This is a genomic window from Geodermatophilus sp. SYSU D00525, from assembly GCF_054050475.1.
Genome location: NZ_JBJGZK010000014.1, coordinates 73438 through 97950, shown reverse-complemented (window position 1 = coordinate 97950; position 24513 = coordinate 73438). Strand labels below are relative to the sequence as shown.

28 protein-coding genes, 1 pseudogene and 1 riboswitch are annotated in these 24513 nt (G+C 76.0%); of the genes and pseudogenes, 13 read left to right on the top strand and 16 right to left on the bottom strand.

The genetic code is table 11. The features are described from left to right. The first annotated feature begins 97 nt into the window (after positions 1-97). On the top strand, positions 98-190 hold the full coding sequence (locus ACI796_RS14000) for an LPXTG cell wall anchor domain-containing protein (RefSeq protein WP_456941835.1): 93 nt from the start codon (positions 98-100) through the stop codon (positions 188-190). 35 nt (positions 191-225) lie between these two features. On the opposite strand, the gene ACI796_RS13995 is transcribed toward ACI796_RS14000, so the two are convergent. The 4 genes and pseudogenes from ACI796_RS13995 to ACI796_RS13980 form a co-directional block, all read right to left on the bottom strand. Beyond that, a complete protein-coding gene (locus tag ACI796_RS13995) occupies positions 226-540 on the bottom strand; it encodes a DMT family transporter (protein WP_456941834.1) in 315 nt (104 codons plus the stop codon). Positions 541-551: 11 nt separating this feature from the next. Further along, positions 552-616: riboswitch (guanidine-III (ykkC-III) riboswitch) on the bottom strand. A 78-nt stretch (positions 617-694) separates the two neighbouring features. After that, positions 695-1060 (bottom strand): annotated as a pseudogene (locus ACI796_RS13990) (ACT domain-containing protein); the annotation flags it as partial. 71 nt (positions 1061-1131) lie between these two features. After that, positions 1132-2817 (bottom strand): DNA repair helicase XPB, encoded by a 1686-nt coding sequence (locus tag ACI796_RS13985; protein ID WP_456941833.1) that lies wholly within the window; start codon positions 2815-2817, stop codon positions 1132-1134. 42 nt (positions 2818-2859) lie between these two features. Beyond that, positions 2860-5121 carry a helicase-associated domain-containing protein gene (locus tag ACI796_RS13980; RefSeq protein ID WP_456941832.1) on the bottom strand — a complete coding sequence of 754 codons (2262 nt, stop codon included), beginning with the start codon at positions 5119-5121 and terminating at the stop codon, positions 2860-2862. A gap of 57 nt (positions 5122-5178) precedes the next feature. Between ACI796_RS13980 and ACI796_RS13975 the strand changes: the two genes are divergently transcribed. From ACI796_RS13975 to ACI796_RS13965, 3 genes are all read left to right on the top strand, one after another. After that, on the top strand, positions 5179-5730 hold the full coding sequence (locus ACI796_RS13975) for a hypothetical protein (RefSeq protein ID WP_456941831.1): 552 nt from the start codon (positions 5179-5181) through the stop codon (positions 5728-5730). A 93-nt stretch (positions 5731-5823) separates the two neighbouring features. Further along, on the top strand, positions 5824-6051 hold the full coding sequence (locus ACI796_RS13970; protein ID WP_387988018.1) for a hypothetical protein: 228 nt from the start codon (positions 5824-5826) through the stop codon (positions 6049-6051). Next, the gene (locus ACI796_RS13965) at positions 6048-7703 is read left to right on the top strand and encodes an AMP-binding protein (protein ID WP_456941830.1); all 1656 of its coding nucleotides are present in this window, start codon (positions 6048-6050) and stop codon (positions 7701-7703) included. Before ACI796_RS13970 ends, ACI796_RS13965 begins: the two co-directional genes overlap by 4 nt. A gap of 80 nt (positions 7704-7783) precedes the next feature. Here the strand turns inward: ACI796_RS13965 and ACI796_RS13960 are convergent, their stop codons facing one another. After that, positions 7784-8089, bottom strand: coding sequence for a hypothetical protein (locus ACI796_RS13960; RefSeq protein ID WP_456941829.1), 306 nt, complete (start codon positions 8087-8089; stop codon positions 7784-7786). Between the two features lie 42 nt (positions 8090-8131). Continuing rightward, positions 8132-8899 (bottom strand): endonuclease/exonuclease/phosphatase family protein, encoded by a 768-nt coding sequence (locus ACI796_RS13955; protein ID WP_456941828.1) that lies wholly within the window; start codon positions 8897-8899, stop codon positions 8132-8134. A 70-nt stretch (positions 8900-8969) separates the two neighbouring features. Here ACI796_RS13955 and ACI796_RS13950 point away from each other — a divergent pair, with 70 nt between their 5' ends. Next, positions 8970-9539 (top strand): nucleotidyltransferase family protein, encoded by a 570-nt coding sequence (locus ACI796_RS13950; RefSeq protein WP_456941827.1) that lies wholly within the window; start codon positions 8970-8972, stop codon positions 9537-9539. Here ACI796_RS13950 and ACI796_RS13945 read toward each other — a convergent pair. Then, positions 9529-9828 (bottom strand): DUF202 domain-containing protein, encoded by a 300-nt coding sequence (locus ACI796_RS13945; protein WP_456941826.1) that lies wholly within the window; start codon positions 9826-9828, stop codon positions 9529-9531. The two genes, ACI796_RS13950 and ACI796_RS13945, sit on opposite strands and share 11 nt — an antisense overlap. Further along, positions 9828-10196, bottom strand: a complete 369-nt coding sequence (locus ACI796_RS13940) for a YidH family protein (RefSeq protein ID WP_456941825.1) — start codon at positions 10194-10196, stop codon at positions 9828-9830. The genes ACI796_RS13945 and ACI796_RS13940 overlap by 1 nt, the downstream gene beginning before the upstream one ends. A 114-nt stretch (positions 10197-10310) precedes the next feature. On the opposite strand from ACI796_RS13940, the gene ACI796_RS13935 reads away from it, so the two are divergent. Continuing rightward, entirely contained in the window at positions 10311-10706 is a 396-nt protein-coding gene (locus ACI796_RS13935) for a cold-shock protein (protein WP_456901690.1), read from the top strand. Between the two features lie 3 nt (positions 10707-10709). Here ACI796_RS13935 and ACI796_RS13930 read toward each other — a convergent pair whose 3' ends face one another. After that, a complete protein-coding gene (locus tag ACI796_RS13930) occupies positions 10710-11234 on the bottom strand; it encodes a DUF2771 family protein (protein WP_456941824.1) in 525 nt (174 codons plus the stop codon). Next, positions 11231-12880, bottom strand: a complete 1650-nt coding sequence (locus ACI796_RS13925) for an MFS transporter (RefSeq protein WP_456941823.1) — start codon at positions 12878-12880, stop codon at positions 11231-11233. Before ACI796_RS13925 ends, ACI796_RS13930 begins: the two co-directional genes overlap by 4 nt. A gap of 93 nt (positions 12881-12973) precedes the next feature. Between ACI796_RS13925 and ACI796_RS13920 the strand changes: the two genes are divergently transcribed. Then, entirely contained in the window at positions 12974-13777 is an 804-nt protein-coding gene (locus ACI796_RS13920) for a DUF3027 domain-containing protein (protein ID WP_456941822.1), read from the top strand. Between the two features lie 12 nt (positions 13778-13789). On the opposite strand, the gene ACI796_RS13915 is transcribed toward ACI796_RS13920, so the two are convergent. Continuing rightward, the gene (locus tag ACI796_RS13915) at positions 13790-14026 is read right to left on the bottom strand and encodes a DUF2530 domain-containing protein (RefSeq protein WP_456941821.1); all 237 of its coding nucleotides are present in this window, start codon (positions 14024-14026) and stop codon (positions 13790-13792) included. Positions 14027-14135: 109 nt separating this feature from the next. Here ACI796_RS13915 and ACI796_RS13910 point away from each other — a divergent pair, with 109 nt between their 5' ends. From ACI796_RS13910 to thpR, 5 genes are all read left to right on the top strand, one after another. Continuing rightward, positions 14136-15677, top strand: a complete 1542-nt coding sequence (locus tag ACI796_RS13910) for an NCS2 family permease (RefSeq protein ID WP_456941820.1) — start codon at positions 14136-14138, stop codon at positions 15675-15677. A 29-nt stretch (positions 15678-15706) separates the two neighbouring features. Further along, positions 15707-16141 (top strand): MarR family winged helix-turn-helix transcriptional regulator, encoded by a 435-nt coding sequence (locus tag ACI796_RS13905; protein ID WP_456941819.1) that lies wholly within the window; start codon positions 15707-15709, stop codon positions 16139-16141. Beyond that, the gene (locus ACI796_RS13900) at positions 16138-17466 is read left to right on the top strand and encodes an MFS transporter (RefSeq protein ID WP_456941818.1); all 1329 of its coding nucleotides are present in this window, start codon (positions 16138-16140) and stop codon (positions 17464-17466) included. The genes ACI796_RS13905 and ACI796_RS13900 overlap by 4 nt, the downstream gene beginning before the upstream one ends. A 66-nt stretch (positions 17467-17532) precedes the next feature. Continuing rightward, positions 17533-17940, top strand: a complete 408-nt coding sequence (locus tag ACI796_RS13895; RefSeq protein WP_456941817.1) for a hypothetical protein — start codon at positions 17533-17535, stop codon at positions 17938-17940. Next, positions 17937-18530 carry an RNA 2',3'-cyclic phosphodiesterase gene (thpR, locus tag ACI796_RS13890; protein WP_456941844.1) on the top strand — a complete coding sequence of 198 codons (594 nt, stop codon included), beginning with the start codon at positions 17937-17939 and terminating at the stop codon, positions 18528-18530. The genes ACI796_RS13895 and thpR overlap by 4 nt, the downstream gene beginning before the upstream one ends. Here thpR and ACI796_RS13885 read toward each other — a convergent pair. Next, a complete protein-coding gene (locus ACI796_RS13885; protein WP_456941816.1) occupies positions 18523-20241 on the bottom strand; it encodes a peroxidase family protein in 1719 nt (572 codons plus the stop codon). The genes thpR and ACI796_RS13885 overlap by 8 nt on opposite strands. Before the next feature lie 264 nt (positions 20242-20505). Next, entirely contained in the window at positions 20506-21474 is a 969-nt protein-coding gene (locus ACI796_RS13880) for an aldo/keto reductase (protein WP_456941815.1), read from the bottom strand. A gap of 28 nt (positions 21475-21502) precedes the next feature. Here ACI796_RS13880 and ACI796_RS13875 point away from each other — a divergent pair, with 28 nt between their 5' ends. Continuing rightward, the gene (locus ACI796_RS13875) at positions 21503-22315 is read left to right on the top strand and encodes a thioesterase family protein (protein ID WP_456941814.1); all 813 of its coding nucleotides are present in this window, start codon (positions 21503-21505) and stop codon (positions 22313-22315) included. Here ACI796_RS13875 and ACI796_RS13870 read toward each other — a convergent pair. From ACI796_RS13870 to ACI796_RS13860, 3 genes are read right to left on the bottom strand one after another with little or no spacing between them, the layout of a single operon-like run. Beyond that, positions 22312-22890: a TetR/AcrR family transcriptional regulator gene (locus ACI796_RS13870; protein ID WP_456941813.1), complete on the bottom strand. Its 579-nt coding sequence runs from the start codon at positions 22888-22890 to the stop codon at positions 22312-22314. The genes ACI796_RS13875 and ACI796_RS13870 overlap by 4 nt on opposite strands. A 53-nt stretch (positions 22891-22943) precedes the next feature. After that, positions 22944-23720, bottom strand: a complete 777-nt coding sequence (locus ACI796_RS13865; RefSeq protein ID WP_456941812.1) for an ABC transporter permease — start codon at positions 23718-23720, stop codon at positions 22944-22946. After that, positions 23717-24442: an ABC transporter ATP-binding protein gene (locus ACI796_RS13860; RefSeq protein ID WP_456941811.1), complete on the bottom strand. Its 726-nt coding sequence runs from the start codon at positions 24440-24442 to the stop codon at positions 23717-23719. Before ACI796_RS13860 ends, ACI796_RS13865 begins: the two co-directional genes overlap by 4 nt. Between the last annotated feature and the right edge of the window lie 71 nt (positions 24443-24513).

The window sequence follows — 24513 nt, the reverse complement described above, 5'->3', positions numbered from 1 at the left end:
GGTGACGCCTGCGCGCCCGGGTCCGGCCCAGGCTGGGGGTCACGAGCAGGTGCACCAGGGCGGTGTCGTTCTCGCGGACGACCGAGAGGGGCAACGGATGAACGGCTGGCTCATGTGGGGCGTGATCCTCCCGTTGCTGCTGGTCGTCGCCGGGATCATCACCATCCGCCGCCGCAACCACCGGCCCTGACGGGGCATCCCGGCGTCCCTGTCAGAGGGCGGGGCTCAGTGCGTGAGCTTGAGCCCGATCACGCAGCCGACGATGCCGAGCAGGAGCAGCACCCGCAGCGCGGACAGCGGCTCCTCGCCCGACGCCATGGCGTAGCCGGCGGTCAGGGCCGCGCCGATGCCCACCCAGACCGCGTACGCCGTCCCGACGGGCAGGGTGCGCATCGCCCAGGCGAGGCCGAGCATGCTGCCGACCAGGCCGAGGACGAACACGACGGTCGGCGCGAGCCGGGTGAGGCCCTCCGTGCGGCCGAGCGCAGTGGCCCACACCGCCTCGAGGGCACCGGACAGGACGAGGACGAACCAGGACACGACGACTCCCGAGGACGCCGTCTTGTCGCTGTCCGGGTACGGCGCCGCTCGTCCGGGGGCCCGCTGCGGACCCGCCTCCACGGTCGCACACCCCGGCCGCCCCGGCTGGTGAGAACGGCCACCACCCCTGGGAGGTCAGGCCCTCCAGCACCGCGAGCGCGCGGTCGGCGTCGTCGACGGGGACGAACAGGTGGTCGTGGTGGTACCCGGCCACCACGTTGCAGCTGATCCCGGCGTCCGCCAGCGCCGTGCTCACCGCCGCGGTCAGCCCCACGGCGGCGAGGTCCGAGTGCACGTGCAGCGTCACCCGGGCGGCGAGGAACCCGTACGCCAGCCCGGCCCGGTCGGCGTCCTCGCGGAGCAGGACCAGCGTCAGGCCCTCGTCCTCCCGCACGGTGGCGAACGGCGCCGGTCCGGCCGGCAGCCCGGGGCCGGGGACGGTCGTGAAGACGTACGTCCCCGGCGCGCGTCGCGGCGCCATGCCGGCCAGCAGCCGCCCGAGGTCCCGTTCACCGGCCACGGGCGCATCCTGCCCGGCGGACGACCGCGGCCCCCGGGTCACGGGGACCAGGGGGCCGCGGGCGACGGAACTCAGTCGGCGGGCTCGTCGACCCAGTCGGGGCCGTTGACCTCGCCGGGGCCGGCCAGGTCGGCGGCGTCGACGATCGTGTACGCGTAGCCCTGCTCGGCGAGGAAGCGCTGCCGGTGGGCGGCGTACTCGGCGTCGAGGGTGTCGCGGCTGACCACCGTGTAGAAGTGCGCCTGCCGGCCGTCGGCCTTGGGCCGCAGCACCCGGCCCAGCCGCTGCGCCTCCTCCTGCCGCGACCCGAAGGTCCCCGACACCTGGACGGCGACCGCGGCCTCGGGCAGGTCGATGGAGAAGTTGGCGACCTTCGACACGACGAGCGTCTTGACCTCCCCGGCGCGGAACGCGTCGAAGAGCTTCTCCCGCTCGCGGTTGGTGGTCGACCCCTGGATCACCGGGGCGTCCAGCGCCCGCCCGAGCTCCTCGAGCTGGTCGAGGTAGGCCCCGATGACCAGCTTCTGCTCGTCGGGGTGCCGCTCGAGCACCCGCCGGATCACCGGCAGCTTCGACGACGCCGTGGCCGCGATCCGGTACCGCTCCTCGGGCTCGGCGACCGCGTAGGTCATCCGCTCCTCGTCGTCGAGACCCACCCGCACCTCGATGCACTCGGCCGGAGCGATGTAGCCCTGCGACTCGATGTCCTTCCACGGCGCGTCGTAGCGCTTGGGCCCGATGAGCGAGAAGACGTCGTCCTCCCGCCCGTCCTCGCGCACCAGCGTCGCGGTCAGCCCGAGCCGGCGGCGGGACTGCAGGTCGGCGGTGAGCCGGAAGATCGGCGCGGGCAGCAGGTGCACCTCGTCGTAGACGATGAGGCCCCAGTCCTGGGCGTCGAACAGGTCCAGGTGCCGGTACTCGCCCTTCCGGCGGGTGGTCATCACCTGGTAGGTGGCGATGGTGACCGGGCGGATCTCCTTGCGCTCGCCCGAGTACTCGCCGATCTCGTCCTCGGTCAGCGTGGTGCGGGCCAGCAGCTCGCGCTTCCACTGCCGCCCGGAGACGGTGTTGGTCACCAGGATCAGCGTGGTCGCCCGGGCCTGGGCCATCGCCGCGGCGCCGACCAGCGTCTTGCCCGCGCCGCAGGGGAGGACGACGACGCCCGAGCCGCCGGCCCAGAACCCGTCGACGGCCTCCTGCTGGTAGTCGCGCAGGTGCCAGCCGTCCTGCGCCAGCTCGATCGGGTGCGCCTGCCCGTCGACGTAGCCGGCGAGGTCCTCGGCCGGCCAGCCCACCTTGAGCAGCGCCTGCTTGAGCCGCCCGCGCTCGGAGGGGTGCACCACGACGGTGTCGGGGTCGATCCGCGCCCCGAGCATCGGCGCCACCCGCTTGGAGCGGATGACCTCCTCCAGCACCGCGCGGTCGGTGGTGGTGAGCACCAGCCCGTGCACCGGGTTGTTGACCAGCGTCAGCCGGCCGAAGCGGTCCATCGTGTAGGCGACGTCGACCAGCAGCGCGTGCGGCACCGGGTAGCGCGAGTAGCGCACCAGCGCGTCCACGACCTGCTCGGCGTCGTGCCCGGCGGCGCGGGCGTTCCACAGCGCCAGCGGGGTGACCCGGTAGGTGTGCACGTGCTCGGGCGAGCGCTCGAGCTCGGCGAACGGCGCGATGGCCGCGCGGCACTCGCGGGCCGCCGGGTGGTCGACCTCGAGCAGCAGCGTCTTGTCCGACTGGACGATGAGGGGTCCGTCGTTCACGGGGATGGGTGGCCTCTCCTCGGCGGGTGGGCGTCTGTCAGGTCAACCGTTGCCGGCGGCCGGGGCTTCCTCGTCGACCAGCGCCACCGAGGTGATCCGGTGCACCGCGAAGGTGCGGTTCTCCTGCCGGCGCTCGTCCCACCCCTGGAGGAAACCACCGGCCAGTGACACCGGCTGCACCACGCGCTGGCTGCCGCTGCCCTGGGCGTCGACGTAGCCCAGCCACACGGGGACGCCCTCGCGGACGGCGCGGGACAGCAGCTCCAGCGTGCCCGCGGTGGTCACCCCGGGGACCTGCCGGACGGGGGCGGTGGGCCGGGCGGCGAGCGCGGCGTCGCCGGCGCGGATCTCGCGGACGGTCGCCTCCGCCTCGGCCGGCGTCAGCGGGCGCCCGGCGGCCGAGGGCGGCGGCCCGGGACGGCGGCCGGCGGCGCGGGGCCGGGCCGGCGGGCGGGTGAGCACCGCGCCGCCCGGCGACTCCCCGGCCGGGGCGTACCCGGCGGCCCGCAGCACGGTGAGCACCTCGTCGGCGCCCAGCCCGCTGACCAGCACACCCGGGGCCAGCCGGCGCAGCTCGGCACCCGCCGTCCGCCGGTCGCCGAGCACCTGGGACAGCAGCCCGTGGTCGTCGGAGCGGACGTAGCACTCGATCGCGCCGACCCGCAGCCGGCCGTGCTGGCGCGCGACGTCGTCGACCAGGTACCGCAGCGCCTGCGGCACCGGCGTCCGCGAGGCGCGGGTGAAGAACTCGTGCAGGTCGGTGGCCGACCACCCGGCGTCCAGCGCCCGGCGCACCGAGGACTCCGACACCCGGAACACCGTCGCCCCGCCGGAGGACTCGACGTCGGCGACGACGGCGAGGGTGTCGGCGAGGTCGGCCACCAGCGGGCCCGGCGCGACGAGGGTGAGGTCGGGCTGGGCGAGCACGTGGTCGACCGGCTCGGGCAGCAGCCCCTGGACCCCGTCGGCGGCGCCCTCCTCGCCGCGGGTCAGCAGGCCGCGCCCGCCGGAGGACAGCACCCCGCCCACCAGGACGCCGACCCGCGCGGCCTCGGCGAGCATGTCGGGCACCGGTGCGAGCCGGTCGGCGCGCCGCGGGGTCCGCCAGCGCAGCAGTGCGACGAGGTCGTCGGGCGCCAGGCCGCAGCCGGGCGGGGCGTCCAGCAGCGCGGCCAGCGCCGAGCGGCGGATCGCCGGGGCGGTGTGCCGGACCAGGTCGGGCGACAGCGCGTTGACCGCCTTGCCCGCCACGTCCCGCGACCCGACCAGGGAGGGCAGCCGGGTGCTGTCCAGCCAGCCCGCGACCAGCGCCGCCCACCGGTCGGGCAGCGGCTGCTCGCGCCACAGGTCGTAGCCGCGGGTGGGCAGCCACTCGTCGCGGTGCGGCCCACCGACGTCGAGCAGCCCCGCGGCGAACGCCAGCTCCAGCAGCCACCCGGCGTCGGCCTCGGACACCGACAGCGCCCTGGCCAGCCGCTTGCGGTCGCGGACGGCGACCCCGCCGCTGCGCAGCAGCCCGGCCGGCTCCTCCTCGAGCACCGCCAGCAGCTCGCCGACCCGCCCGACCGCCTCCAGCGCCGCCCCGGCCGCCTGCCGGTCGACCGCGGCAGGGTCCCGCTCCACGGCGGCGGGCTCCGGGCGCAGCCGCGGCGGGCCGTAGGGGAGGTCCCCGCGCAGCAGCAGGCCGATCTCGCGCGGCAGCTCGACGTTGAGCGCGTCGATGCGGGCCAGCAGTCCGGCCTGCAGCAGCCGCCGGGCGGGGGACGCCGCGCCGCCGCCGGTCTCGGGCAGGTGCCCGACCGGGCGGTCGCCGGCCAGCCGCTCGAGCACCTCGCGCTCGCTGGGGGCCAGCCCGCCGACGGCGGCGGCCAGGTCGGCGGGCAGGGTCACCCGCAGCTCGACGGCCCGGCGGCCGAGGCCCGCGGGGTACCGGACGGCGCGGCGCACCTGGTCGGGGGCGTGCAGGACCTCGTCGCCCCACAGCAGCGCCCGGGTGGTCAGCCGCTCGATCGCCGCGTCGACGACGTCCTCGGGCAGCCCGGGCAGCGCCGCGACGACGTCGGCGGCCGCCACGCCGTCGGTGGGGGCGAGCAGCACGACGTCCAGCACCTGCAGGGTGGCGGCATCGAGCTCGTCGAGGGCGCGGTCCACCGACACGGGCACCGCCAGCCGGCCGGCCAGCGCGACGACGTCGGAGGGCGCGGGCCGGGCCACGTCGGGCCGCGCGGCCAGCAGCGCCCCGAGCTGGGCGTCGCTGCGGGTGCGCAGCCACGCGGCCAGCGTGGCGGGGCGGTCGGCAGGCATCCGGACCACGTTACGTCCGCCCCCGACCGTGCCGCCCCGGCGGCCGGTCCTGCCAGCATGGACGCCGTGCAGCCGGCCGCCGACGACCCGCATACCCGGACCGCCCTGGAGGGCTACCGGGCCGGCGCGCTGCGCTGGCTGGTGGGCGGGCTGATCGCCGTCGTCCTGGCCGTGCTGCTCGGCGCGGTCGTCGTCGCCGTCGCGGAGGACCGCGGCCGCCCGGTGCCGCTGGCCGGGACGGTCGTCGTCGCCCTGGTCGTCGTCGGCCTGGTCGCCGCCGGCGCGGGCCTGGGCGCGATGGCCCGCGCCCTGCGCTGGCGGCGGGCGCTGGCCGCCGTCGCCTGGCAGCGCGGGCTGCTGCGGATCGCCGGGCCGGCGATCGTGGCCTTCGAGCCCGAGGGCTACGACGAGTGGGACCCCACCCACGAGCCGGTGCGGCTGACGCTGGCGAGCACCTCGGTCTGGCGCACCCGCCAGGTGCAGGGGCTCGACGGCGGCGAGGTCCGGCTCGCGCCGGTCGGCCCGGGGCAGTGGGTGCTCACCGCCGAGGGGCTGCCCACCCTCTACGGCGCCCGGTCCGCCCGCCGCGCTCCCCGCGATCGGGGGTGACGCGGACCGGGCTGCTGCGGGTAGGACCAGGGACACGCGAGAATGACGCCGCACGTGCGCCCCCCGAGGGAGCGCACCGGACACGGAGGCGAGATGGCCAAGCGCAACGAGAAGCACGCCCACCTGGTGGAGCCGACCTGGGGCCAGTCGGAGAACGCCGGCCCGCCGGTCACCGAGTTCCTCGGGGAGATGGCCGGCCCGCTGTCGCCGTTCGGCGAGGACCACAGCTTCCCGCTCCCGCCGGACCGCATCCGCTACGCCCACCCCACCGACAAGCCCAACCGGGCCGGGGTCCAGCTGCCCGAGAACCGGCGGCCGTGACCACCCCCGCGCTGCCGTCCTACGCCAGCGGCACCTCCACCGTCCCCCTCCTCGGGGACACGATCGGTGCGGACCTCGACCGGACGGCAGCGCGGGTGGGCGACCACGAGGCGCTCGTCGAGTGCGCCACCGGCCGGCGCTGGACGTACCCGCAGCTGGTCGCCGACGTCGACGCCTGCGCCCTCGGCCTCGACGCCCTCGGCGTGCAGAAGGGCGACCGGGTCGGCATCTGGGCGCCCAACTGCGCCGAGTGGGTGTTCGTCCAGTACGGCACCGCCAAGCTCGGCGCGATCCTGGTCAACATCAACCCGGCGTACCGCACGCACGAGCTGGCCTACGTGCTGCGCCAGGCCGGCATCTCCGTGCTGGTCGCCGCGCCGGAGTTCAAGACCAGCGACTACCGGGCCATGGTGGCCGAGGTCCGCGACGACTGCCCCGACCTGCGCGAGGTCGTCTTCCTCGGCGACCCGGAGTGGGAGCGGCTGCTGGCCACCGGCCGCGCCGCCGACCGCGCACTGCTGAGCGAGCGCGCCGCCGAGCTCTCGCCCGACGACCCGATCAACATCCAGTACACGTCGGGGACCACCGGCTTCCCCAAGGGCGCCACGCTGTCCCACCACAACCTGCTCAACAACGGGTTCTTCGTGGGCGAGGGCTGCGGCTACACCGAGGCCGACCGGATCTGCATCCCGGTGCCCTACTACCACTGCTTCGGCATGGGCATGGGCAACCTCGGGGCCACCAGCCACGGCGCGACGATGGTCATCCCCGCGCCCGCCTTCGACCCGGCGGCCACGCTGCGGGCGGTGCAGGACGAGCGGTGCACCTCGCTGTACGGCGTCCCGACGATGTTCATCGCCGAGCTGGCGCTGCCGGACTTCGGCACCTACGACCTCTCCAGCCTGCGCACCGGGATCATGGCCGGCTCGCCGTGCCCGGTGGAGGTGATGAAGCGGGTGGTCGCCGAGATGGGCATGACCGAGGTGACCATCTGCTACGGCATGACCGAGACCTCCCCGGTCTCCACCCAGACCGGCGCCGACGACGACCTCGACCGCCGGACCTCGACCGTCGGCCGGGTGCACCCGCACCTCGAGGTCAAGGTCGTCGACGCCGAGACCGGCACCACCGTGCCGCGCGGGACGCCGGGGGAGTTCTGCACCCGCGGCTACTCGGTGATGCTCGGCTACTGGGACGAGCCGGAGAAGACCGCCGAGGTCATCGACGCCGCCCGCTGGATGCACACCGGCGACCTCGCCGTCATGGACGAGGCCGGCTACCTCAACATCGTCGGCCGGATCAAGGACATGGTCATCCGCGGCGGGGAGAACGTGTACCCGCGGGAGGTCGAGGAGTTCCTCTACACCCACCCCGACGTCGTCGACGCGCAGGTGATCGGCGTCCCCGACGAGCGGTACGGCGAGGAGCTCATGGCCTGGGTCCGGCTGCGCGAGGGCGCCGAGCCGCTCACGCCCGAGGCGCTGCGCGAGTTCTGCGCCGGGAAGCTGGCGCACTACAAGGTGCCTCGCTACGTCAAGGTCGTCGAGGGCTTCCCGATGACGGTGACCGGCAAGGTCCGCAAGGTCGAGATGCGCGAGGTCTCGGTGGAGGAGCTGGGCCTGGAGGCGGCCGCCGCGGTCCGGAACGCCTAGACGAAGGACCCCGTCCTCCCCACCCTCCGCAGGCTCAGGACGGGACCCGGGACGGGGCCACCTGCCGATCGAACGGGGTCCTAGGGCGCGAGCCTCACCAGCAGCTTGGACACCAGGTTGCCGACGACGACCCAGACCAGCGCGGCGATCGCGGCGTTGACCGTCTCGCCGGTGCGCGGGTCCGACGGCCGGAACAGGTCGACGGTGAACCAGCCGAGGTCCCGGCGCACGTCCGCGGCGGCCGAGACCAGCGTGTTCGCCGGGTTCGCCTCGAAGAAGGTGAACACCGCGTGGAGCACGATCACCACCGCCACGAGCGAGGCGACCAGTCGCACCGCCGAGGCGACCAGGGTGAAGGCGCGGGTGCCGACGTCGGACGCAGCCATGGGCTGATCGTGACACCCCTCGCTGTCACGACGCCAACCGCCTCACCCGACCGCGCACGGCACCACCAGCGCGCGGTGGTCCGACAGCGGCAGCCGCACCACCTCGGCCGGGCCGGTGGCGGTCACCGGCCCGCGGGCCAGCACGTGGTCCAGCTGCCGGACCGGGACGTCGGCGGGGAAGGTCAGCCCCGCGGCCAGCGGCCGCAGCCCGCTGATCCGGGCGGCCTTGGGCGGCTCCATGTTGAGGTCGCCGAGGACCAGCAGCGGCTCGCGCGTCCCGCGCAGCGACCGCACCAGCCCGCGCAGCTGGACGGTGTTCCAGTACGGCACGAACGACAGGTGCGTGCAGGTGACGGTGAACTGCCCGGTCGGCCCGTCGATGACGGCGGCGACGGCGACCCGCGGCTCCTCGCTGACCAGCTGCGGCCGGCGCGCGCCACGGAACCACACCGGCACCCGCCCGCGCAGCGTCGGCATCCGCACCACCCGCCAGGACACCACCGGGTAGCGCGACAGCAGCGCGACGCCGTAGCTGGCCGCACCGGGCTGCTCGTCGCCGGTGGCCGCCATCCACGTGCCGCCGGGGGTCCCCGACAGCGCCGCCACGAACTGCTGGTCGACCGCGCCCATCGCCTCGGCGGCCACCGCGGTGAGGTCGGCGTTCATCGAGCGGGGCTGGTCGCGGTCGACCTCCTGCAGCGCCAGGACGTCGGCGTCCAGCGTCTTGACCGCCGAGGCCAGCCGGTCGACGTCGACCCGGTCGTCCTCGGGCGAGCGCCCGTGCAGGATGTTGAAGGTCGCGATGCGCACGGGACTCCCGTGCCCTCGCGGGCGGGACTCAACCGTGCGTGACCGGCCGGGCGCCGGGTAGACGCACCCCGTGCTGCCCTCCGACCGCGACGAGATCCGTGACCTCCTCAAGCGCACCGCCGTGGCCCTCAAGGAGGGCGGGGTGCCCTTCGCTCTGTGCGGCGGCTACGCCGCGTTCGTGCGCGGCGCCCCCGAGCCCGACCACGACGCCGATTTCCTCGTTCCCGCGGCCGAGGCCGAGCGGGCGGCCAAGGTGCTCGCCGACGCCGGCCTGCAGGTGGAGGACCCGGCCGAGGACTGGCTGACCAAGGTCGTGCAGGGCAACTCGTTCGTCGACGTCCTCTGGCGCACCTGCGGCAAACCGGTGGAGACCGACCTCATCGACCGCGCCGAGGACCTCTCCGTGCTGTCGGTGCACATGCCGGTGCTCGCGGCCACCGACATCCTGGTCACCAAGCTGATGACGCTCGACGAGCACTACTGCGACTTCGCGCGCCTCCTGCCGGTGGCCCGGGCGCTGCGCGAGCAGGTCGACTGGCCGTCCGTCCGGCGGGAGGTCGCCGGCAACGACTTCGCCGTCGTGTTCCTCGACCTGCTCGGCCGGCTCGGCGTCGTCGATCCCGAGGTGGTCAGCGGCTGAGCAGGGTCGCGGCGGCCGCCAGCGCCGTCGCGACGACGGCGACGGTGACCACCGCGGCCGCGGCCGGCGCCGGCCCGGGGGTCCGGGCGAGCGCGCGGGCCCGCCGGCGCGCGAGGACACCGAGGACGCCGAGGCCGGTGAGCGCCACCGCGGCCGCGAGGGCCAGGGGCAGCACCCGCTCGTCGAGCACGGCGTGCGAGCCGAGCACCGCGGCGACGCCGAGCAGGCCCAGCCCGGTGCGCTGCCAGGAGAGGACGGTGCGCTGCGGCTGGGTCTCCGGCGCGGTCATCAGGCGACCTCGACGACCAGCAGCACACCCACCAGCAGCACCACCGCCGTGACCAGCGCGACCAGCACCGGGACCTCGGGACCGACGCTCAGCGGGGCGTCGGTGGCGATCGCCCGCTCGTTGCGCCGCCACCGCCGGTAGCCGGCCAGCGCGGTGCCGAGCCCGGTCGCCACGAGCGCCAGGCCGACCGCGCCGCCGCCCCAGGACGCCCCCAGCCGGGGCACGTACGCCGCCACCGCCACCCCGCCGGCGACCAGCGCCAGCCCGGTGCGCAGCCAGGCCAGCAGGGTGCGCTCGTTGGCGAGGGTGAACCGGTAGTCCGGGTGCGGGGGAACCGGGTGCGCGGCGGACTCGGACGCGGGCGGCACCCGGCCAATCTAGGTGCGCGGGACGGCTAACCTGGCAGCGAGCGGTGCGCCCGCGCCGCCGTCCGCCGGCCCGCGCCGGGACACCCGCGAGCAGAAGCGACCCGAGGGATCAACGTGCCCACCGGCAGAGTCAAGTGGTTCAACCCCGAGAAGGGCTTCGGCTTCCTCTCGCGCGAGGACGGGCCCGACGTCTTCGTGCACAAGGACGCCCTCCCCACGGGCACCGCCGAGCTCAAGCCGGGCCAGCGGGTGGAGTTCGGCATCGTCGCCGGCCGCCGGGGCGACCAGGCGCTGCAGGTGCGGGTCCTCGACCCGCTGCCCTCGGTGGCGGCCAAGGTGGCCGAGGCGCGGCGGAAGAAGCCCGACGAGCTGGTCCCGATCATCGAGGACCTCATCAAGCTGCTCGACGACGTCTCGAACTCCCTGCGCCGCGGCCGGCACCCCGACCGCGCCGAGTCGCGCAAGGTCGCGGCGGTGCTGCGGGCGGTCGCCGGGGACCTCGAGGCCTGACCGTCAGCCGGCGGGCGTCGTGGTGGGAGTCGTGGTGGGCGTCGTGGTGGGCGTCGTGCCGACGTCCCCGCCGGCGCGCAGGAAGCCGATCGGCCAGGAGCCGGTGAGCAGGCAGTCGTCGTGCTCGTCCTCGACGACGACGAGGAAGTACGCCGGCGGGACGACGTCGGAGCTGTTGATCCCGTCGAACGTGGTCGTGCCCGCGTCGACGTCCACCTCGCCGAGCCGCTCCTCGAGGCGCTCGTCGAACACCTGCACGCTCCAGCCGTTCGCGGCGACGTCGTCGGGCACGGTGAGCGCGATCGGGGTGTCGGGGGAGACCTCGACCACCGGCGGCGAGACGTCGTAGCGCTGCCCCTGGCCGGACCCGCAGTACTGGCTCGGCCGGGCGGTGACCTCCTGCGGCCCGGCGGTCACCGTGACCTCGGGCGGGGTGTCCGACGAGCCGGACGAGCCGCCGCACCCGGTCAGCACGGCGGGGAGCGCGCCGGCCAGCAGGACTGCGGCGGGGCGGGTGGGGGTCCTCACGGGCGGGGTGCCTCCGGCACGGTCGGGGCGTCGGGCGCGGCGGGGACGGCGCCCGGGACGGTGGCGGCGTTCGGGTCGACCGGCGCCCACCGGCGGCGGCGCGGTGTCCACAGCACCAGCCCGACGGCGAGCACGAGCAGGGCCGCGGCCACGGTGAAGCCGAGCCAGCCGATCGGCGGCAGCGCGATGCCGAGCGCGCCGCCGAGGACCCAGGCCAGCTGCAGGACGGTCTCGGAGCGGGCGAACGCCGAGGCGCGCAGGCCCTCGGGCACCTCGCGCTGGATGATCGCGTCGAGGGCGACCTTGCCGAGGGCGTTGGCGACCGCCGCGACCCCGGCGACGGCGGCCGCGGTGGCCAGCCCGAAGAACACCGCGGCGAGCACGGTGACCGCGGCGGCGACGCCGGCCGACCAGACGACCACCCGGTCGGGGTCGGCGTGGTGCAGCCGCGACCCGATGCCGGTGCCGAGCACGCTGCCCGCCCCGGCCGCGCCGGCGATGGCGCCCAGCGCGAGGCTGGCCTCCCACCCGCCGTCGACGGTGGCCTGCACGAGGAACGCGGAGAAGATCGTCAGGAAGCCGCCGAGCCCGCGCAGCGCCGCGTTGGCGCGCAGCGCGAGCACCACGTGCGGGTTGACCGGGCGCCGCCGGCGGCCGGCGACGGGCACCGGGCCGGTGCTGAGCACGTCGGCCGGCTGCTCGCCGGCGGGGACGTCGACGTGCCGGGGCAGCCGGACGGCGAGCACCGCGGTGACGGCGAAGACCGCGGCGGTCACCCACAGCAGCGGCTCGAAGCCGAACGCCCAGGCGAGCCCCGCGCCGATGCCACCGAAGACGCCGGCGGTGACCAGGCCGAACACCGACAGCCGGGCGTTGGCCGAGGTGAGCGACATGGCCCCGGGCAGCACCCGGGGGACGACGGCGGCGCGCAGCACGTTGTGCGCCTTGGACAGCACCAGCACGCCGAGCGCCGCGGGGTAGAGCAGCCAGTCGGTCTGGTGCGCGGCCATGACCAGCGCCAGCGCCGCCCGGCCCAGCGAGGCCGCGCCGAGGGCCCAGCGGCGGCCGCGCTGCAGCCGGTCCAGCAGCGGGCCGACCACCGGGGCGACCACCGCGAACGGCGCCATCGTGACCAGCAGGTACAGCGCGACGTTGCCGCGCTGCGCGTCGGCGGCCGCGGCGAAGAACAGGGTGCCGGCGAGCGAGACGGCGACCATCGCGTCGCCGGCCATGTGCAGGGCGTTGACCCACAGCAGGTGGGTGAGGCCGCTCTCGGCGGCGCCGTCGGCCCGGCTGGCGGCGCGCACCCGGGCGACGGCCGCGCCGGTGAGCTCGCGGGTGCGCGCGACGGCGACCCGGGTGACGGTCACCCGCGGCTGCGCCTGCGGCGCCGCCGGCGGCTCGGCGGGCGGCGGGACCGGCGGGGGGGCGTAGCCGGGCGGCAGCGCCTGCGGCGGGGGGCCGTAGCCGGGCGGCGCCGGGGCGGTCGGCGGGCCGTGCCCGGGCGGGGGTGCTGCGGCCTGCGGCTGCGTTGCCGGGCGGGGCAGGTCCAGCGGGGTGGTGTCCAGGCGCTCGGGCGGGACCGGCTCCGCTCGCGACCGGCGCAGCGGGCCCCGGCGGGACCCGGGCGGACGCGACGACGGCACGTCCCCATGGTGCCGCACCTGCCTGGCAGTCCGGGGTGGGCGTGATCACGCGGGCTGCCCGCGTGCGCGTCGCCGGCACCCCCGTCTGGGAACATGGGGGCCGTGACCCCCGATCCCGCCCCCAGCGACGTGCTGACCGGCGCGGTCGACCTCGCCCGCGCCGCGGCCGAGGAGACCGCCGGCGACCCCGCGGTGGTCGGCGAGCACCTGGGCGCCTCCCCGGAGCGGCCCGGGGACGCCGCGGCTCCCCTCGACGTCCTCGGCGAGGTGGTCACGCACTCGTTCGCCAGCCGGCTGCCCGGCTACGTCGGCTGGCACTGGGCGGTCACCCTCGCCCACGTCCCGGGCGAGGACGGGGCCACCGTCGACGAGGTCGTGCTCCTGCCCGGCGACGCCGCGCTGCTGGCGCCGGCCTGGGTGCCCTGGCACGAGCGGCTGCGCCCGGGCGACCTGTCGGTGGGCGACGTCCTGCCGGCCACCGAGGACGACCCGCGGCTGGTGCCCTCCTACACGGCCGAGGACGACGCCGCGGCCGACCCCGAGGCGCAGGCGCTGGCGAGCGAGATCGGCCTGGGCCGGGAGCGGGTCATGTCCCGCGAGGGGCGCAGCGCCGCGGCCGCCCGCTGGCTGGCCGGGGACTTCGGCCCGCGCGCGCCGATGGCCCGCCACGCCCCGGGCCCGTGCGGCACCTGCGGCTTCTTCCTCCCGCTCGCCGGGTCGCTGCGGACCCTGCTCGGCGCCTGCGGCAACGAGTACGCGCCCGCCGACGGTCGCGTCGTCGCGGTCGACTACGGCTGCGGGGCGCACAGCCAGGCCACCCTCGTCGGCGGGGAGCCGGCCGAGGTCGTGACGTCGGCGCGCTACGACACCGCGGAGTTCGACGTCCTCACCGACTAGCGGCCGTGCCCGTCAACGGCGGGGCCCCAGCTGGCCCTGCCAGCGCATGACCGCCAGCCCCACTCCGGCCAGCACGATCCCGGCCACGCAGGTCCACGTCCACACGCGGTCCACCCGGTCGCCGAGGAGCAGCAGGACAACGAGGGCGAGCGCCCACAGCGCCGTCAGGGCGAGGACGACGCGGGCGGTGTCGACGCGCAGCGGGGGAGGGGCCTGCTTCAGGGGGCCGGGTGCAGCGGGGCGGGACACACGGCCGACACTAGGCGTCGTCCCCCGGAGACCGGCGGGGAGGCGCGCGTGCGGTGTGGCACGCTGTCGCGGCTCGCCGCCCGGCAGCCGCATGTCCGCAGGAGCCCGCATGCCCGAGAAGTCCCGTCCCGCCCGCGGCGCCCGCGCAGCCCGCGTCGACACCCCCACGGGGGGCACACCGGCCGACGTCGCGGTGGAGGCGCCCCGGCCGCGCCGCAGCGCCGGCCCGCAGGTCCGGCCGCGCAACGGGCTGGACCGCTACTTCGGCATCAGCGCGCGGCGCAGCACGGTCGGCCGCGAGGTCCGCGGCGGGCTGACCACGTTCTTCACGATGGCCTACATCGTGGTGCTCAACCCGATCATCCTGTCCGGGGTCGACGTCACGGGCGCCTCGCTGCCGTTCGGGGCCGTCGCCGCGGTCACCGCGCTGGTCGCCGGGGCGCTCACCGTCGTCATGGGCGTCGTCGGCCGGTACCCGTTCGCGCTGGCCACGGGCCTCGGCATCAACGCGATCGTCGCGGTCTTCGCCGCCACCCAGCTGGCCTGGCCGGAGGTCATGGGCCTGGTCGTGCTCGAGGGCTTGCTGATCACCGTCCTCGTGCTCACCGGCTTCCGGCGGGCGGTGTTCGAGGCGATCCCGCCGCAGCTGAAGACGGCGATCGCGGTCGGCATCGGCTTCTTCCTCACGATCATCGGCCTGGCCGACGCCGGGGTGATCCGCCCCGGCTCGCCGCTGATCAGCTTCGGCGTGGGCGGCCAGCTCGCCGGGTGGCCGCTGCTGGTGTTCGTCGTCGGGCTGCTGCTCACCGCCGTCCTGGTGGTGCGGAAGGTCCGCGGCGCGCTGTTGATCGGCATCGTGGTCTCGACCGTGCTGGCGATCGTGGTCGAGGCGGTCGCGGAGATCGGGCCGCGCGTCGGTCCCGACGGCCAGGAGCTCGACGCGCGCGGCTGGGCGCTGCAGGTGCCCACCCTCCCCGCCGACGTCATCAGCGCCCCCGACCTGTCGATCGTCGGGCAGTTCTCGCTGTTCGGCGGGTTCGAGCGGATCGGCGTCGTCGCCGCGCTGCTCATCGTCTTCTCGATCATGATCGCCGACTTCTTCGACACCGTCGGCACGGTCACCGCCGTCGGCGCGGAGGGTGACCTGCTGGACGAGGACCGCAACCTGCCCGGCGCGCAGCCGGTCCTGCTGGTCGACTCGGTGGCCGCGGCGGCCGGCGGCGCGGCGAGCGTCTCGTCGAACACGACCTACATCGAGAGCGCCTCCGGCGTGGCCGACGGCGCCCGCACCGGCCTGGCCAGCGTCGTCACCGGCGTGATGTTCCTGCTGGCGATGTTCTTCACGCCGCTGGTGCAGGTCGTGCCCTCGGAGGCCGCCGCCCCGGCGCTGGTGATCGTCGGCGCGCTGATGATCAGCCAGATCCGCACGCTGACCTGGGACGACATGTCCCTGGTCATCCCGGCCTTCCTCACCATCGCGCTCATGCCGTTCACGTACTCGATCACCAACGGCATCGGCGCCGGCGTGGTCAGCTACGTCCTGCTGCGCACGGCGGTGGGCCGGCGCCGCGAGGTGCACCCGCTGATGTGGGTGATCGCGCTGGCGTTCGTCGTCTACTTCGCGCTGGAGCCACTCCAGCAACTGTTCTGAGCGGCGCTAACGACCGGTAGTCTGGACCCGTGACCCGGTCGACGCTGGACACCGCAGCGCTCGCCCACGACCTGCGGCTGGCGGTCATGCGCTTCTCCCGCCGGCTGCGCAACCAGCGGGTCGACACCTCGGTCACCCTCACCCACCTCGCCGCGCTGTCCACGCTCCAGCGGCACGGCGCGATGAGCCCGGGGGAGCTGGCCGCGCACGAGCGGGTGCAGCCGCCGTCGATGACCCGCGTCGTCGTCGCGCTCGAGGGCATGGGCCTGGTCACCCGCACGCCGCACCCGACCGACGGCCGGCAGGTGGTCATCGACCTGACCCCGGCCGCCGAGACGCTGCTGGCCGAGGAGGCCCGGGCCCGGGAGGCGTGGCTGTCGGGCCAGCTGCAGCGGCTCACCCCGCAGCAGCGGGCGACCCTGCGCGAGGCCGCGGAGATCATGGAGGAGCTCGCCGGTGGGTGACGTCGACGCCTGCTGAACCGAGCCCGGGGGGACCGGCTGCCGGCGGACGCAGCCCGTTCCGGTCCCTCCGGGTGCACAACTTCCGGCTCTACGCGTCGGCGAACCTGGTCAGCCTGACCGGCACGTGGATGCAGCGCATCGGCCAGGACTGGCTGGTGCTGCAGCTGTCCGGCGACAGCGGGGTGGCGCTCGGCCTGATCACCGCCCTGCAGTTCGGCCCGACGCTGCTGCTGAGCCTGTACGGCGGGGTGCTGGCCGACCGCTACGACAAGCGCCGCGTCCTCGTCGTCACCCAGGCGCTCATGGGCCTGCTCGCGCTGGGCCTCGGCACGCTGGTGGCCACCGGCGCCGTCGCGCTCTGGCACGTGTTCGTCCTGGCCGGCGCGCTGGGGTGCGTGTCGGCGGTCGACGCCCCGGTGCGCCAGGCGTTCGTCTCGGAGATGGTCGGCGGCGACCTGCTGGCCAACGCGGTCGGGCTCAACTCGACGATCTTCAACGGCGCCCGGCTGGTCGGCCCGTCGCTGGCCGGGCTGCTCATCGGCGCCTCGGGCGGCGACACCGCGCCGGCGTTCCTCGTCAACGCCGGCAGCTTCGCGTTCACCATCGGCGCGTTGCTGCTCGTGCGGGCCGGGGAGCTGCGCCGCAGCGAGCCGGTCGCGCGGGCCCGCGGGCAGCTGCGGGCGGGGCTGGCCTACACCTGGTCGCGCCCGGACCTGCGGCTGGCGATGGCGCTGGCGTTCGTGATCGGCACTTTCGGGTTCAACTTCCAGGTCACCATCGCGCTCATGGCCCGCGAGGTGTTCGACCTCGGCGCCGAGGCGTTCGGCCTGCTGTCGACGACGTTCGCCGTCGGCTCGCTGACCGGCGCGTTCCTGTCCACCCGCCGCAGCGCCCGCCCGCGGCAGCGGTTCCTGGTCACCGCGTCGGTCGTGTTCGGGCTGCTCACCGTGGCCTGCGGCCTGGTGCCGGGCTTCTGGGCGTTCGCCGTCCTGCTGGTGCCCACGGGCGCGGCCGCCCTGGGGTTCAGCGTGGCCAACAACAGCTTCGTGCAGCTGGGCGCCGACCCGCAGATGCGCGGGCGGGTGATGGCCCTCTACTTCACGTGCTTCATGGGCGGCACGCCGCTGGGCGCCCCGCTCATCGGCTGGGCCTCCGAGCACCTCGGCGCGCCGTGGGGGCTGATCCTGGGCGGGCTGGTCGTCGCCGCGGCCGGCGCCGTCGCCGGGCTGTGGCTGGCCCGGGGGCGGCGGGTCCGGCTGGAGGCACGCGTCGTGCCGCCGCGGCTGCGGTTGCACGTCGGCGCGCGGGAGCCTGCGGGTCCCTGACCGGGCCCCCTGGCGGAGCGCGGTGTCCGCACGTACCGTCGCGGCCACCGTCCCCACGGAGTGACGATGACCTCCGCCCTGCTGCAGCTGGCCGGCATCACCGCGATGCTCGTCGGCGCCTTCGCCCTGATGGGTTTCGCCTTCCGCCTGCTCACCGGGCAGTTCCTGTGCGACCTGCGCGCCCGCCGGAGGGCTCGCGAGCAGCCGGCGCCCGTGCGGGCCGCGCCCCGGCCGGTCCAGGCCGTCGCCGCCGACCTGCGGCGGCTGGGCCGCCAGCTCGACGCCGTCCCCGCCGGGGTGCCCCAGGCCCGCCGCCGGGGCCTGCAGGCGGCCTACGACGACGTCCTCGCCGAGGCCGCCCTGCTGCTCGACATCCGGCACGAGCTGGGCGCCGTGCCCCCCGGCTTCCCGCGCGACGTCGAGCGGCTGCGGGTGGAGACCGAGCTGGCGGGGGCCGGCCTGGTGGTGCGCTGAGCGCGCCGGCGCCGCTGCGGCTGTTCGTCGCGGTGACCCCGCCCCCGCCGGCCCGGGACTCCCTCGCGGCGGCGGTCGCGCCGCTGCGCGAGGCCCCCGGCGCGCCCCGCTGGGGCGACCCCGCGCGCTGGCACCTCACCCTGCTGTTCCTCGGCGCCGTCCCGCCGGCCCTGCTGGAGCGGCTCACCGCCGCGGTCGGGTCCGCGGTCGCCGGCACGCCCCCGGCGGTGCTGCGGCTGGCCGGCGCCGGCCGGTTCGGGTCCGCGCGGCGGCCGCAGGTGTTCTGGGCGGGCCTGGACGGCGACGTCGCCGTCGTCACCACCCTGGCCGGGCGGCTGGCCCGCGCCGCCCGCGGGCTGGGCCTGCCGGTCGAGGACCGGCCGTTCCGCCCGCACCTCACCCTCGGCCGCTGGCACCCCCGCCGCCCGGCCGACGGCGACCTGCCCGCCCGGCTGGCCGGCTACCGCGGGCCGGAGTGGGCCCTGGCGGAGGTGACCCTCGTGCGCAGCACCGGCGGGCGGCACGAGGTGCTGGGCACCTGGCCCGTTCCCGACCGGGCCGGCCGCGGGAGCGGGCCCGCGGTCAGGTGACGGCGCCGGGCACCGGGAGGACCGCCTCGGGGTCGACCTCCTCGCCCGGCTCGAGCTCCTCACCGCCGTCGGGGACCTCGTCCTCCGGCAGTTCGTCCTCCGGCAGTTCGTCCTCCGGCAGTTCGTCCTCCGGCAGCTCGTCCTCCGGCAGCTCGTCCTCCGGCAGCTCGTCCTCCGGGGTCTCCTCCTCGGGCGCCTCCACCGCCCGCGGGTCGATCGCGTCGGCCCACAGGAGGAAGGAGCCGAACCCGTAGCCCGGGCCGGGGTCGAAGTCCGGCGCGGCGTTGAAGTAGGAGGTGCCGTCGCAGGCCATCAGCCCCAGGACCACCTCGGCGACGATCGTGCCGCCGACCGGTCCCAACCGGGTGCCGCCGAGCAGCTCGGCCTCCTTGAGCACGTAGAACCACAGCGGTGCCCTGCCCTGCCAGCCCGGCTCGGTCAGGCCCAGCTGCTGGTTGGTCAGCGGGGTGATCCCCATCGCGGCCGCGACGTCCTGGCCGGCGGGCAGGCCGAGCCGCTTGCCGCGGAGCAGGTTCCGCTCGGCGAGGGAGGTGATCGCCCCGGCCGTCGGGGCGACCACGGTCGGCGGCAGGGTCGACAGGGGCAGCGACAGCCGGGTGTCGATCAGCCGTGCCAGGTTGCGGTCGTCGGGCGTGGTCATCCCCGGGATCTCGAAGAAGTAGTTCCAGTCGATCCACAGGTCGGCGGGCACCGGCCGGTTGCCCCGCAGGTCCTGGTGGCCCTCGTTCGCGAAGACCGGCACCGTGTGCCGGTCGTGCACCTCGTACTCGGCCCGGATCATGCTGTGCCCGAACCGGTAGGCCGCCCCGGAGTACTCGACCGGCATGTACGGCCGGCGCCGGTCGCGCGGCCGGTAGAAGCGCGCCGTGCACTCGATCGGGCCGGTGCCCCGGCGGCGGAGCAGCCGGCTGACCACGTCGCGCCCGACGATCCGCGGCAGGTAGTCGTTGACGATCAGCCACTGGTAGTGCCAGCGGACCTGCTGCCGGGCCTGCTCGAAGGTCATCCCCTCGTCGCGCAGCCGGTTGTGCAGGCGCAGGAAGACCGCGTGCAACTGGGCCACGACGAGGTTCTCGTCGTTGCGGGGGTCGCCGAGCCAGGCGGCGCCCACCTCGTCGCGGGGCAGGTCGCGGACGCCGTCGTGGTCGTTGCACAGCAGGTACCCCGGGCGGGCGGGGTCGTAGAGCTCGGGGCTGCCGGCCGGCCCCCGGCCGTAGACGTTGCCCAGGTCGAAGCGCGGGGTGTCGTAGTTGACCGTCCCCCGCGGGTCCTGCTGCTGGAGGGTCAGCGGCGTGCGGTCCAGCGTCATGTCGTGGTCGATGAACTGGCCGAGGTAGATGTAGCCGGCCGGCATCCCCGGGTTGTCCGACGCCGGGTCGCTGTCGGCCACGTCGTCGAGCGGCGGACGGTCGTCGGTCATGCGCACCGCCAGCGCGGTCAGCAGCGCGTCCGGCGGGCTGAAGGCCGGGAGCTGCTTGAACATCACCCCGAACCGCGCCTCCCGGTCGCGGCCGATGCGCACCGCGACGTCGCTGCCCCGCGGGTTGCCGACGGCGTGCGCGCCGCGGGGAGCCCGGCGCGGAGCCGGTGGGGCGGGGGAGCGGGGCGGCGCCGCGGGCGGCCGCGGTGCGGCCTGTGCCGTCCCGCCGAGGACCGGCAACGCGGTCAGGGCCGCGAGTCCCGCCAGCACCGAGCGCCGGGTGAGCCGGACCGCGGCCGCGTCACGTGACCCGCTGAACGGGCAGCCGCCCCCGTCTCCCTCGAGACCCCGCACGATCCGCCCCCGCCGTCGGTGAGCGTGCCCCCCGCCGGCCGCTCTCGTCCCGGGGAGCGTCACGGCCGGACCAGCGGGCGGGACATCTCCGGGCGAGGGGTCGGTGCACCCCCAGTCCTGGGGACCGGTCCGGCGGGCCGCCGCGCTCGGGGTCCACGCGGTCACCGAGCGTCGACGGGCTCACCACGCGTACTCCATCGGAGCGGGCCGGAAGCCGGGGAAGACCTCGTCGAGGCGGTCGAGCTGGGCCCGCTCCAGCCGCACGTCGAGCGCGGCCAGCGACCCCGCGAACTGGTCCGTCGTGCGCGGGCCGACGATCGGCGCGGTGACGCCGTCCCGGTGCAGCAACCAGGCCAGCGCGACGTCGGCCGGGGCGAGCCCCCACCCGCGGCAGGCGTCCTCGTAGGCCTGCAGGGCCGGGCGGTGCCGCTCGATGCGCCGCTGCTGGCGGTCCTCCGTGCGGCGGGTGCCCTCCGGCTGCCCCAGCGCGCCGGCGAGCAGGCCGCCGGCGAGCGGGCTCCACGGGATGACGCCGATGCCGTAGTGCCGCGCGGCGGGGAGCACCTCGAGCTCCACGTGCCGGGTGAGCAGGTTGTAGTGCGACTGCTCGCTGACCAGCCCGAGGAAGTGCCGGCGGGCGGCGGCCTCGTTGGCGGCGGCGAGCTGCCAGGCGGCGTGGTTGGACGACCCGACGTAGAGCACCTTGCCCTGGGCGACGAGCGTCTCGCAGGCCTGCCAGATCTCGTCCCACGGCGTCTCGAGGTCGACGTGGTGGAACTGGTAGAGGTCGATCCAGTCCGTCTGCATCCGGCGCAGCGACTCGTCGGCCGAGCGCACGAGGTTGCGCGCGGACAGGAACGTGTCGTTGGGCCACTCGCTCATCGAGCCGTAGACCTTGGTGGCCAGGACGGTGCGCTCGCGGCGGCCGCCGCCCTGCGCGAACCAGGTGCCCAGCACCTCCTCGGTGCGGCCCTTGCCGGCGTCGAAGCCGTAGACGTTGGCCGTGTCGAAGAAGTTCACGCCCTCGTCGTGCGCGCGGTCCATGATCGCGTGGGCGTCGGCCTCCTCGGTCTTCCAGCCGAAGTTCATGGTGCCCAGGCACAGCCGGGAGACCGACAGGCCGCTGCGCCCGAGGTGCGTGTACTCCACGGGGGACCACCCTGGCACCCTGTCCGCCGTGCCGCAGACCGACACCGTGCAGTCCGCCTTCGACCGGGCCACCGCCGTCACCCGCACCGAGGGCGGCGGTGTCCGGGCCGAGCTGGACCCGGGCTGGGACGTCGGCAGCGGCGTCCTCAACGGCGGCTACCTGCTCGCCGTCGTGGCGCGGGCGGCGCTGCTGTACAGCCCGCACCCGCACCCGGTGGCGCTGTCGGCGAGCTACCTGCGCGCCACGCCGGGCGGGCCGGCCGACCTCGCGGTCACCGCCGGGCCGGCCGGGCGCACGCTCGCGCACTCCTCGGTGCTGCTCGCCGGGGCGGGCGGGCCGTCCCTCGCCGTCCAGGTGACGACGGCGACCCTCGGCACCGACCCCGCGGACTACACGGTCAACCCGGCGCCGGAGCTGCCTCCGCCCGGCGAGTGCGTGGCGACCCGGACCACCGAGGGCGGGCCGGCCGTGGGCCTGGCCCGGCAGCTGGACACCCGGCTGGACCCGGCGACGGCGGGCTGGGTGTCCGGCCGGCCCTCGGACCGCCGGTTGCTCCGCGCCTGGATCCGGCTGGCCGACGGCCGCGACCCCGACCCGCTGGCGCTCCTGCTGTTCGCCGACGCGCTGCCGCCCACCGCCTTCGCCGTCGGGAAGCCCGGTTGGGCGCCCACCGTGCAGCTGCAGGTGCTGGTGCGCGCGCTCCCGGCGCCGGGCTGGTGCGTCGTCGAGTCCCGGTCCACCGAGGTCACCGGCGGCTGGTCGGACGAGGAGTGCCGGATCTGGGACTCCACCGGCCGGCTGGTCGCCCAGGCCCGGCAGCTGGCCCGCGTCGCGCGCTAGTCCCGCCTCGCCTGCTCGTCCCGCCGGCCCGGGAGGGCGACGTCCCCGGTCAGGTAGCGCTGCAGGGTGGGTCCGACGGCCGCGACCAGTTCCTCGGCCGGCGCGGAGGCCAGCGGCTCGACGCGGAGCACGTAGCGGGTCATCACCACGCCGACCAGCTGGGAGGCCACCAGCGCGCCGCGGGCCTCGCCCTCGGCGGGCGGCAGGTCGAGGGCGCCGAGCACCCGTCGCAGCACCTGCGAGACGAGGAACTCGCGCAGCAGCCGCGCGGTCCACTCGTTGCCGACCGCGGAGCGGACCAGCGCCAGGCCGGCGGGGCGCATGGGGCCGTCCCACACCCGCAGCAGCATGCGGACGACGTTCTCCCCGAGGTGCTCCGGGCCGGCCGCGAGCACCTCGGGGAGGAAGGCCTCGGGGTCGGCCGGGGCCTCGATCGCGGCGAGGAAGAGCTTGTCCTTGGTGCCGAAGTAGTGGTGCACCAGGGCGGGGTCCACGCCGGCGGCCGTGGCGACCGCGCGGATCGACGTCGCGTCGAAGCCGCGCTCGGCGAAGGCGGCGCGGGCCGCAGCCAGCACCGCCTGCCGGGTGTCGGGGTTGCCGGGGCGCCGTCCCGAGCGCCGTGCTGCCGTCAGCTGGTCCTCCTCCGCAGGGTCGCCGCCGCCAGGGCGAGGGCGAGCACCGCCGCGCCGGCCACGATGCCGACGTCCCGCCACATCGTCCCCGTCTCGGCGGCCGACCGCCCGACCTCCTGCAGCGCCTCCACCGCGTAGGTCAGCGGCAGCACGTCGCTGATCGCCTGCAGCCAGCCGGCCATCTGCTCGCGGGCCACCAGCAGCCCGCAGAGGAAGAACTGCGGCAGCACGATCACCGGCATGAACTGCACGGCCTGGAACTCGCTGCGGGCGAAGGCGCTGGCCAGCAGGCCCAGCGCCACCCCGAGGACGGCGTTGGCGACGGCGATGAGCACCACCAGCCACGGCGACCCGGCGATGTCGAGGTCGTAGAGCGTGGTGGCCACCGTGACCGTGACGACCGCCTGCACCGCGGCGGCCAGGCCGAAGGCGGCGCCGTAGCCGAGCAGCAGGTCCAGCCGGGACAGCGGGGTGGTGAGCAGCCGCTCGAGCGTGCCGGAGGTCCGCTCGCGCAGCATCGCGATGCTGGTGACCAGGAACATCACCACGAAGGGGAAGACGCCGAGCATGGTCAGCCCGACCCGGTCGAAGACGCTGGGCTGACCGGGCAGCGTGGGCACGTCCCGCCAGAGCAGGTACAGCAGCCCCAGCAGCAGGCTGGGCAGCAGCACCATCATCGCGATGGTGCGGTGGTCGTGCCGCAGCTGCCGCAGCACCCGGGTGGTGATCGCGCCGGTGAGCCGGGGGCTCAGGACGGCGGCCGGGGCGCTCACGCCGCCACCTCCTGCTGCTGCGCCCGCACGAGGCGGAGGAAGGACTCCTCGAGGTCGTCGGTGCCGGAGTCGGCGCGCAGCCGCGCGGGGGTGGAGTCGGCCAGCAGCCGGCCCTCCCGGAGCAGCAGCAGCCGGTCGCAGCGCCCGGCCTCGTCCATGACGTGGCTGGAGACGACGAGGGTGGTGCCGGCCGCGGCGAGGGCGTGGAACCGGTCCCACAGCTCCACGCGCAGCACCGGGTCCAGGCCGACGGTCGGCTCGTCGAGGACCAGCAGTTCCGGCTCGCCCACCAGCGCGCAGGCCAGGGACGCCCGGCCGCGCTGGCCGCCGGAGAGGTCGCCGACCAGCTGCCCGGCGGCGTCGGTCAGGCCGACGGCGGCCAGCGCGTCGTCGGCGGCGCGGGCGCCCCGGCCGTACAGGGCGGCGAAGTGGCGGGCGTTCTCCCGCACGGTGAGGTCGGCGTAGACGCTCGGCGCCTGGGTGACGTACCCGACCCGTCGGCGCAGGCCGGGGGAGCCGGCGGGCTCGCCGAGCACGGTGACCGTGCCCGAGCGCACCTTCTGCACGCCGACCAGCGCGCGCATGAGCGTCGTCTTCCCGCTGCCGCTGGGCCCCAGCAGGCCGGTGACCCGCCCGGCGGGGACCGCGCACGACAGGTCGTGCAGCACCCGGCGGCGCCCGCGGTCGACGACGAGGTCGGTGACGGTGACGGCGTCGGTCATGTCGGCCTCCCGAGTGGCGAGAACTCAACGCCTGATGAACTCAACGCTAGATGAGTTCCGCGGGCGCCGTC

Bases quoted from the DNA above. Each gene is read 5' to 3' on its own strand.
- ACI796_RS14000 (WP_456941835.1), top strand. From the start codon at position 98: ATGAACGGCTGGCTCATGTGGGGCGTGATCCTCCCGTTGCTGCTGGTC.
- ACI796_RS13980 (WP_456941832.1), bottom strand. From the start codon at position 5,121: ATGCCTGCCGACCGCCCCGCCACGCTGGCCGCGTGGCTGCGCACCCGC.
- ACI796_RS13975 (WP_456941831.1), top strand. From the start codon at position 5,179: ATGGACGCCGTGCAGCCGGCCGCCGACGACCCGCATACCCGGACCGCC.
- ACI796_RS13970 (WP_387988018.1), top strand. From the start codon at position 5,824: ATGGCCAAGCGCAACGAGAAGCACGCCCACCTGGTGGAGCCGACCTGG.
- ACI796_RS13960 (WP_456941829.1), bottom strand. From the start codon at position 8,089: ATGGCTGCGTCCGACGTCGGCACCCGCGCCTTCACCCTGGTCGCCTCG.
- ACI796_RS13945 (WP_456941826.1), bottom strand. From the start codon at position 9,828: ATGACCGCGCCGGAGACCCAGCCGCAGCGCACCGTCCTCTCCTGGCAG.
- ACI796_RS13920 (WP_456941822.1), top strand. From the start codon at position 12,974: ATGGGGGCCGTGACCCCCGATCCCGCCCCCAGCGACGTGCTGACCGGC.
- ACI796_RS13910 (WP_456941820.1), top strand. From the start codon at position 14,136: ATGCCCGAGAAGTCCCGTCCCGCCCGCGGCGCCCGCGCAGCCCGCGTC.
- ACI796_RS13895 (WP_456941817.1), top strand. From the start codon at position 17,533: ATGACCTCCGCCCTGCTGCAGCTGGCCGGCATCACCGCGATGCTCGTC.
- ACI796_RS13860 (WP_456941811.1), bottom strand. From the start codon at position 24,442: ATGACCGACGCCGTCACCGTCACCGACCTCGTCGTCGACCGCGGGCGC.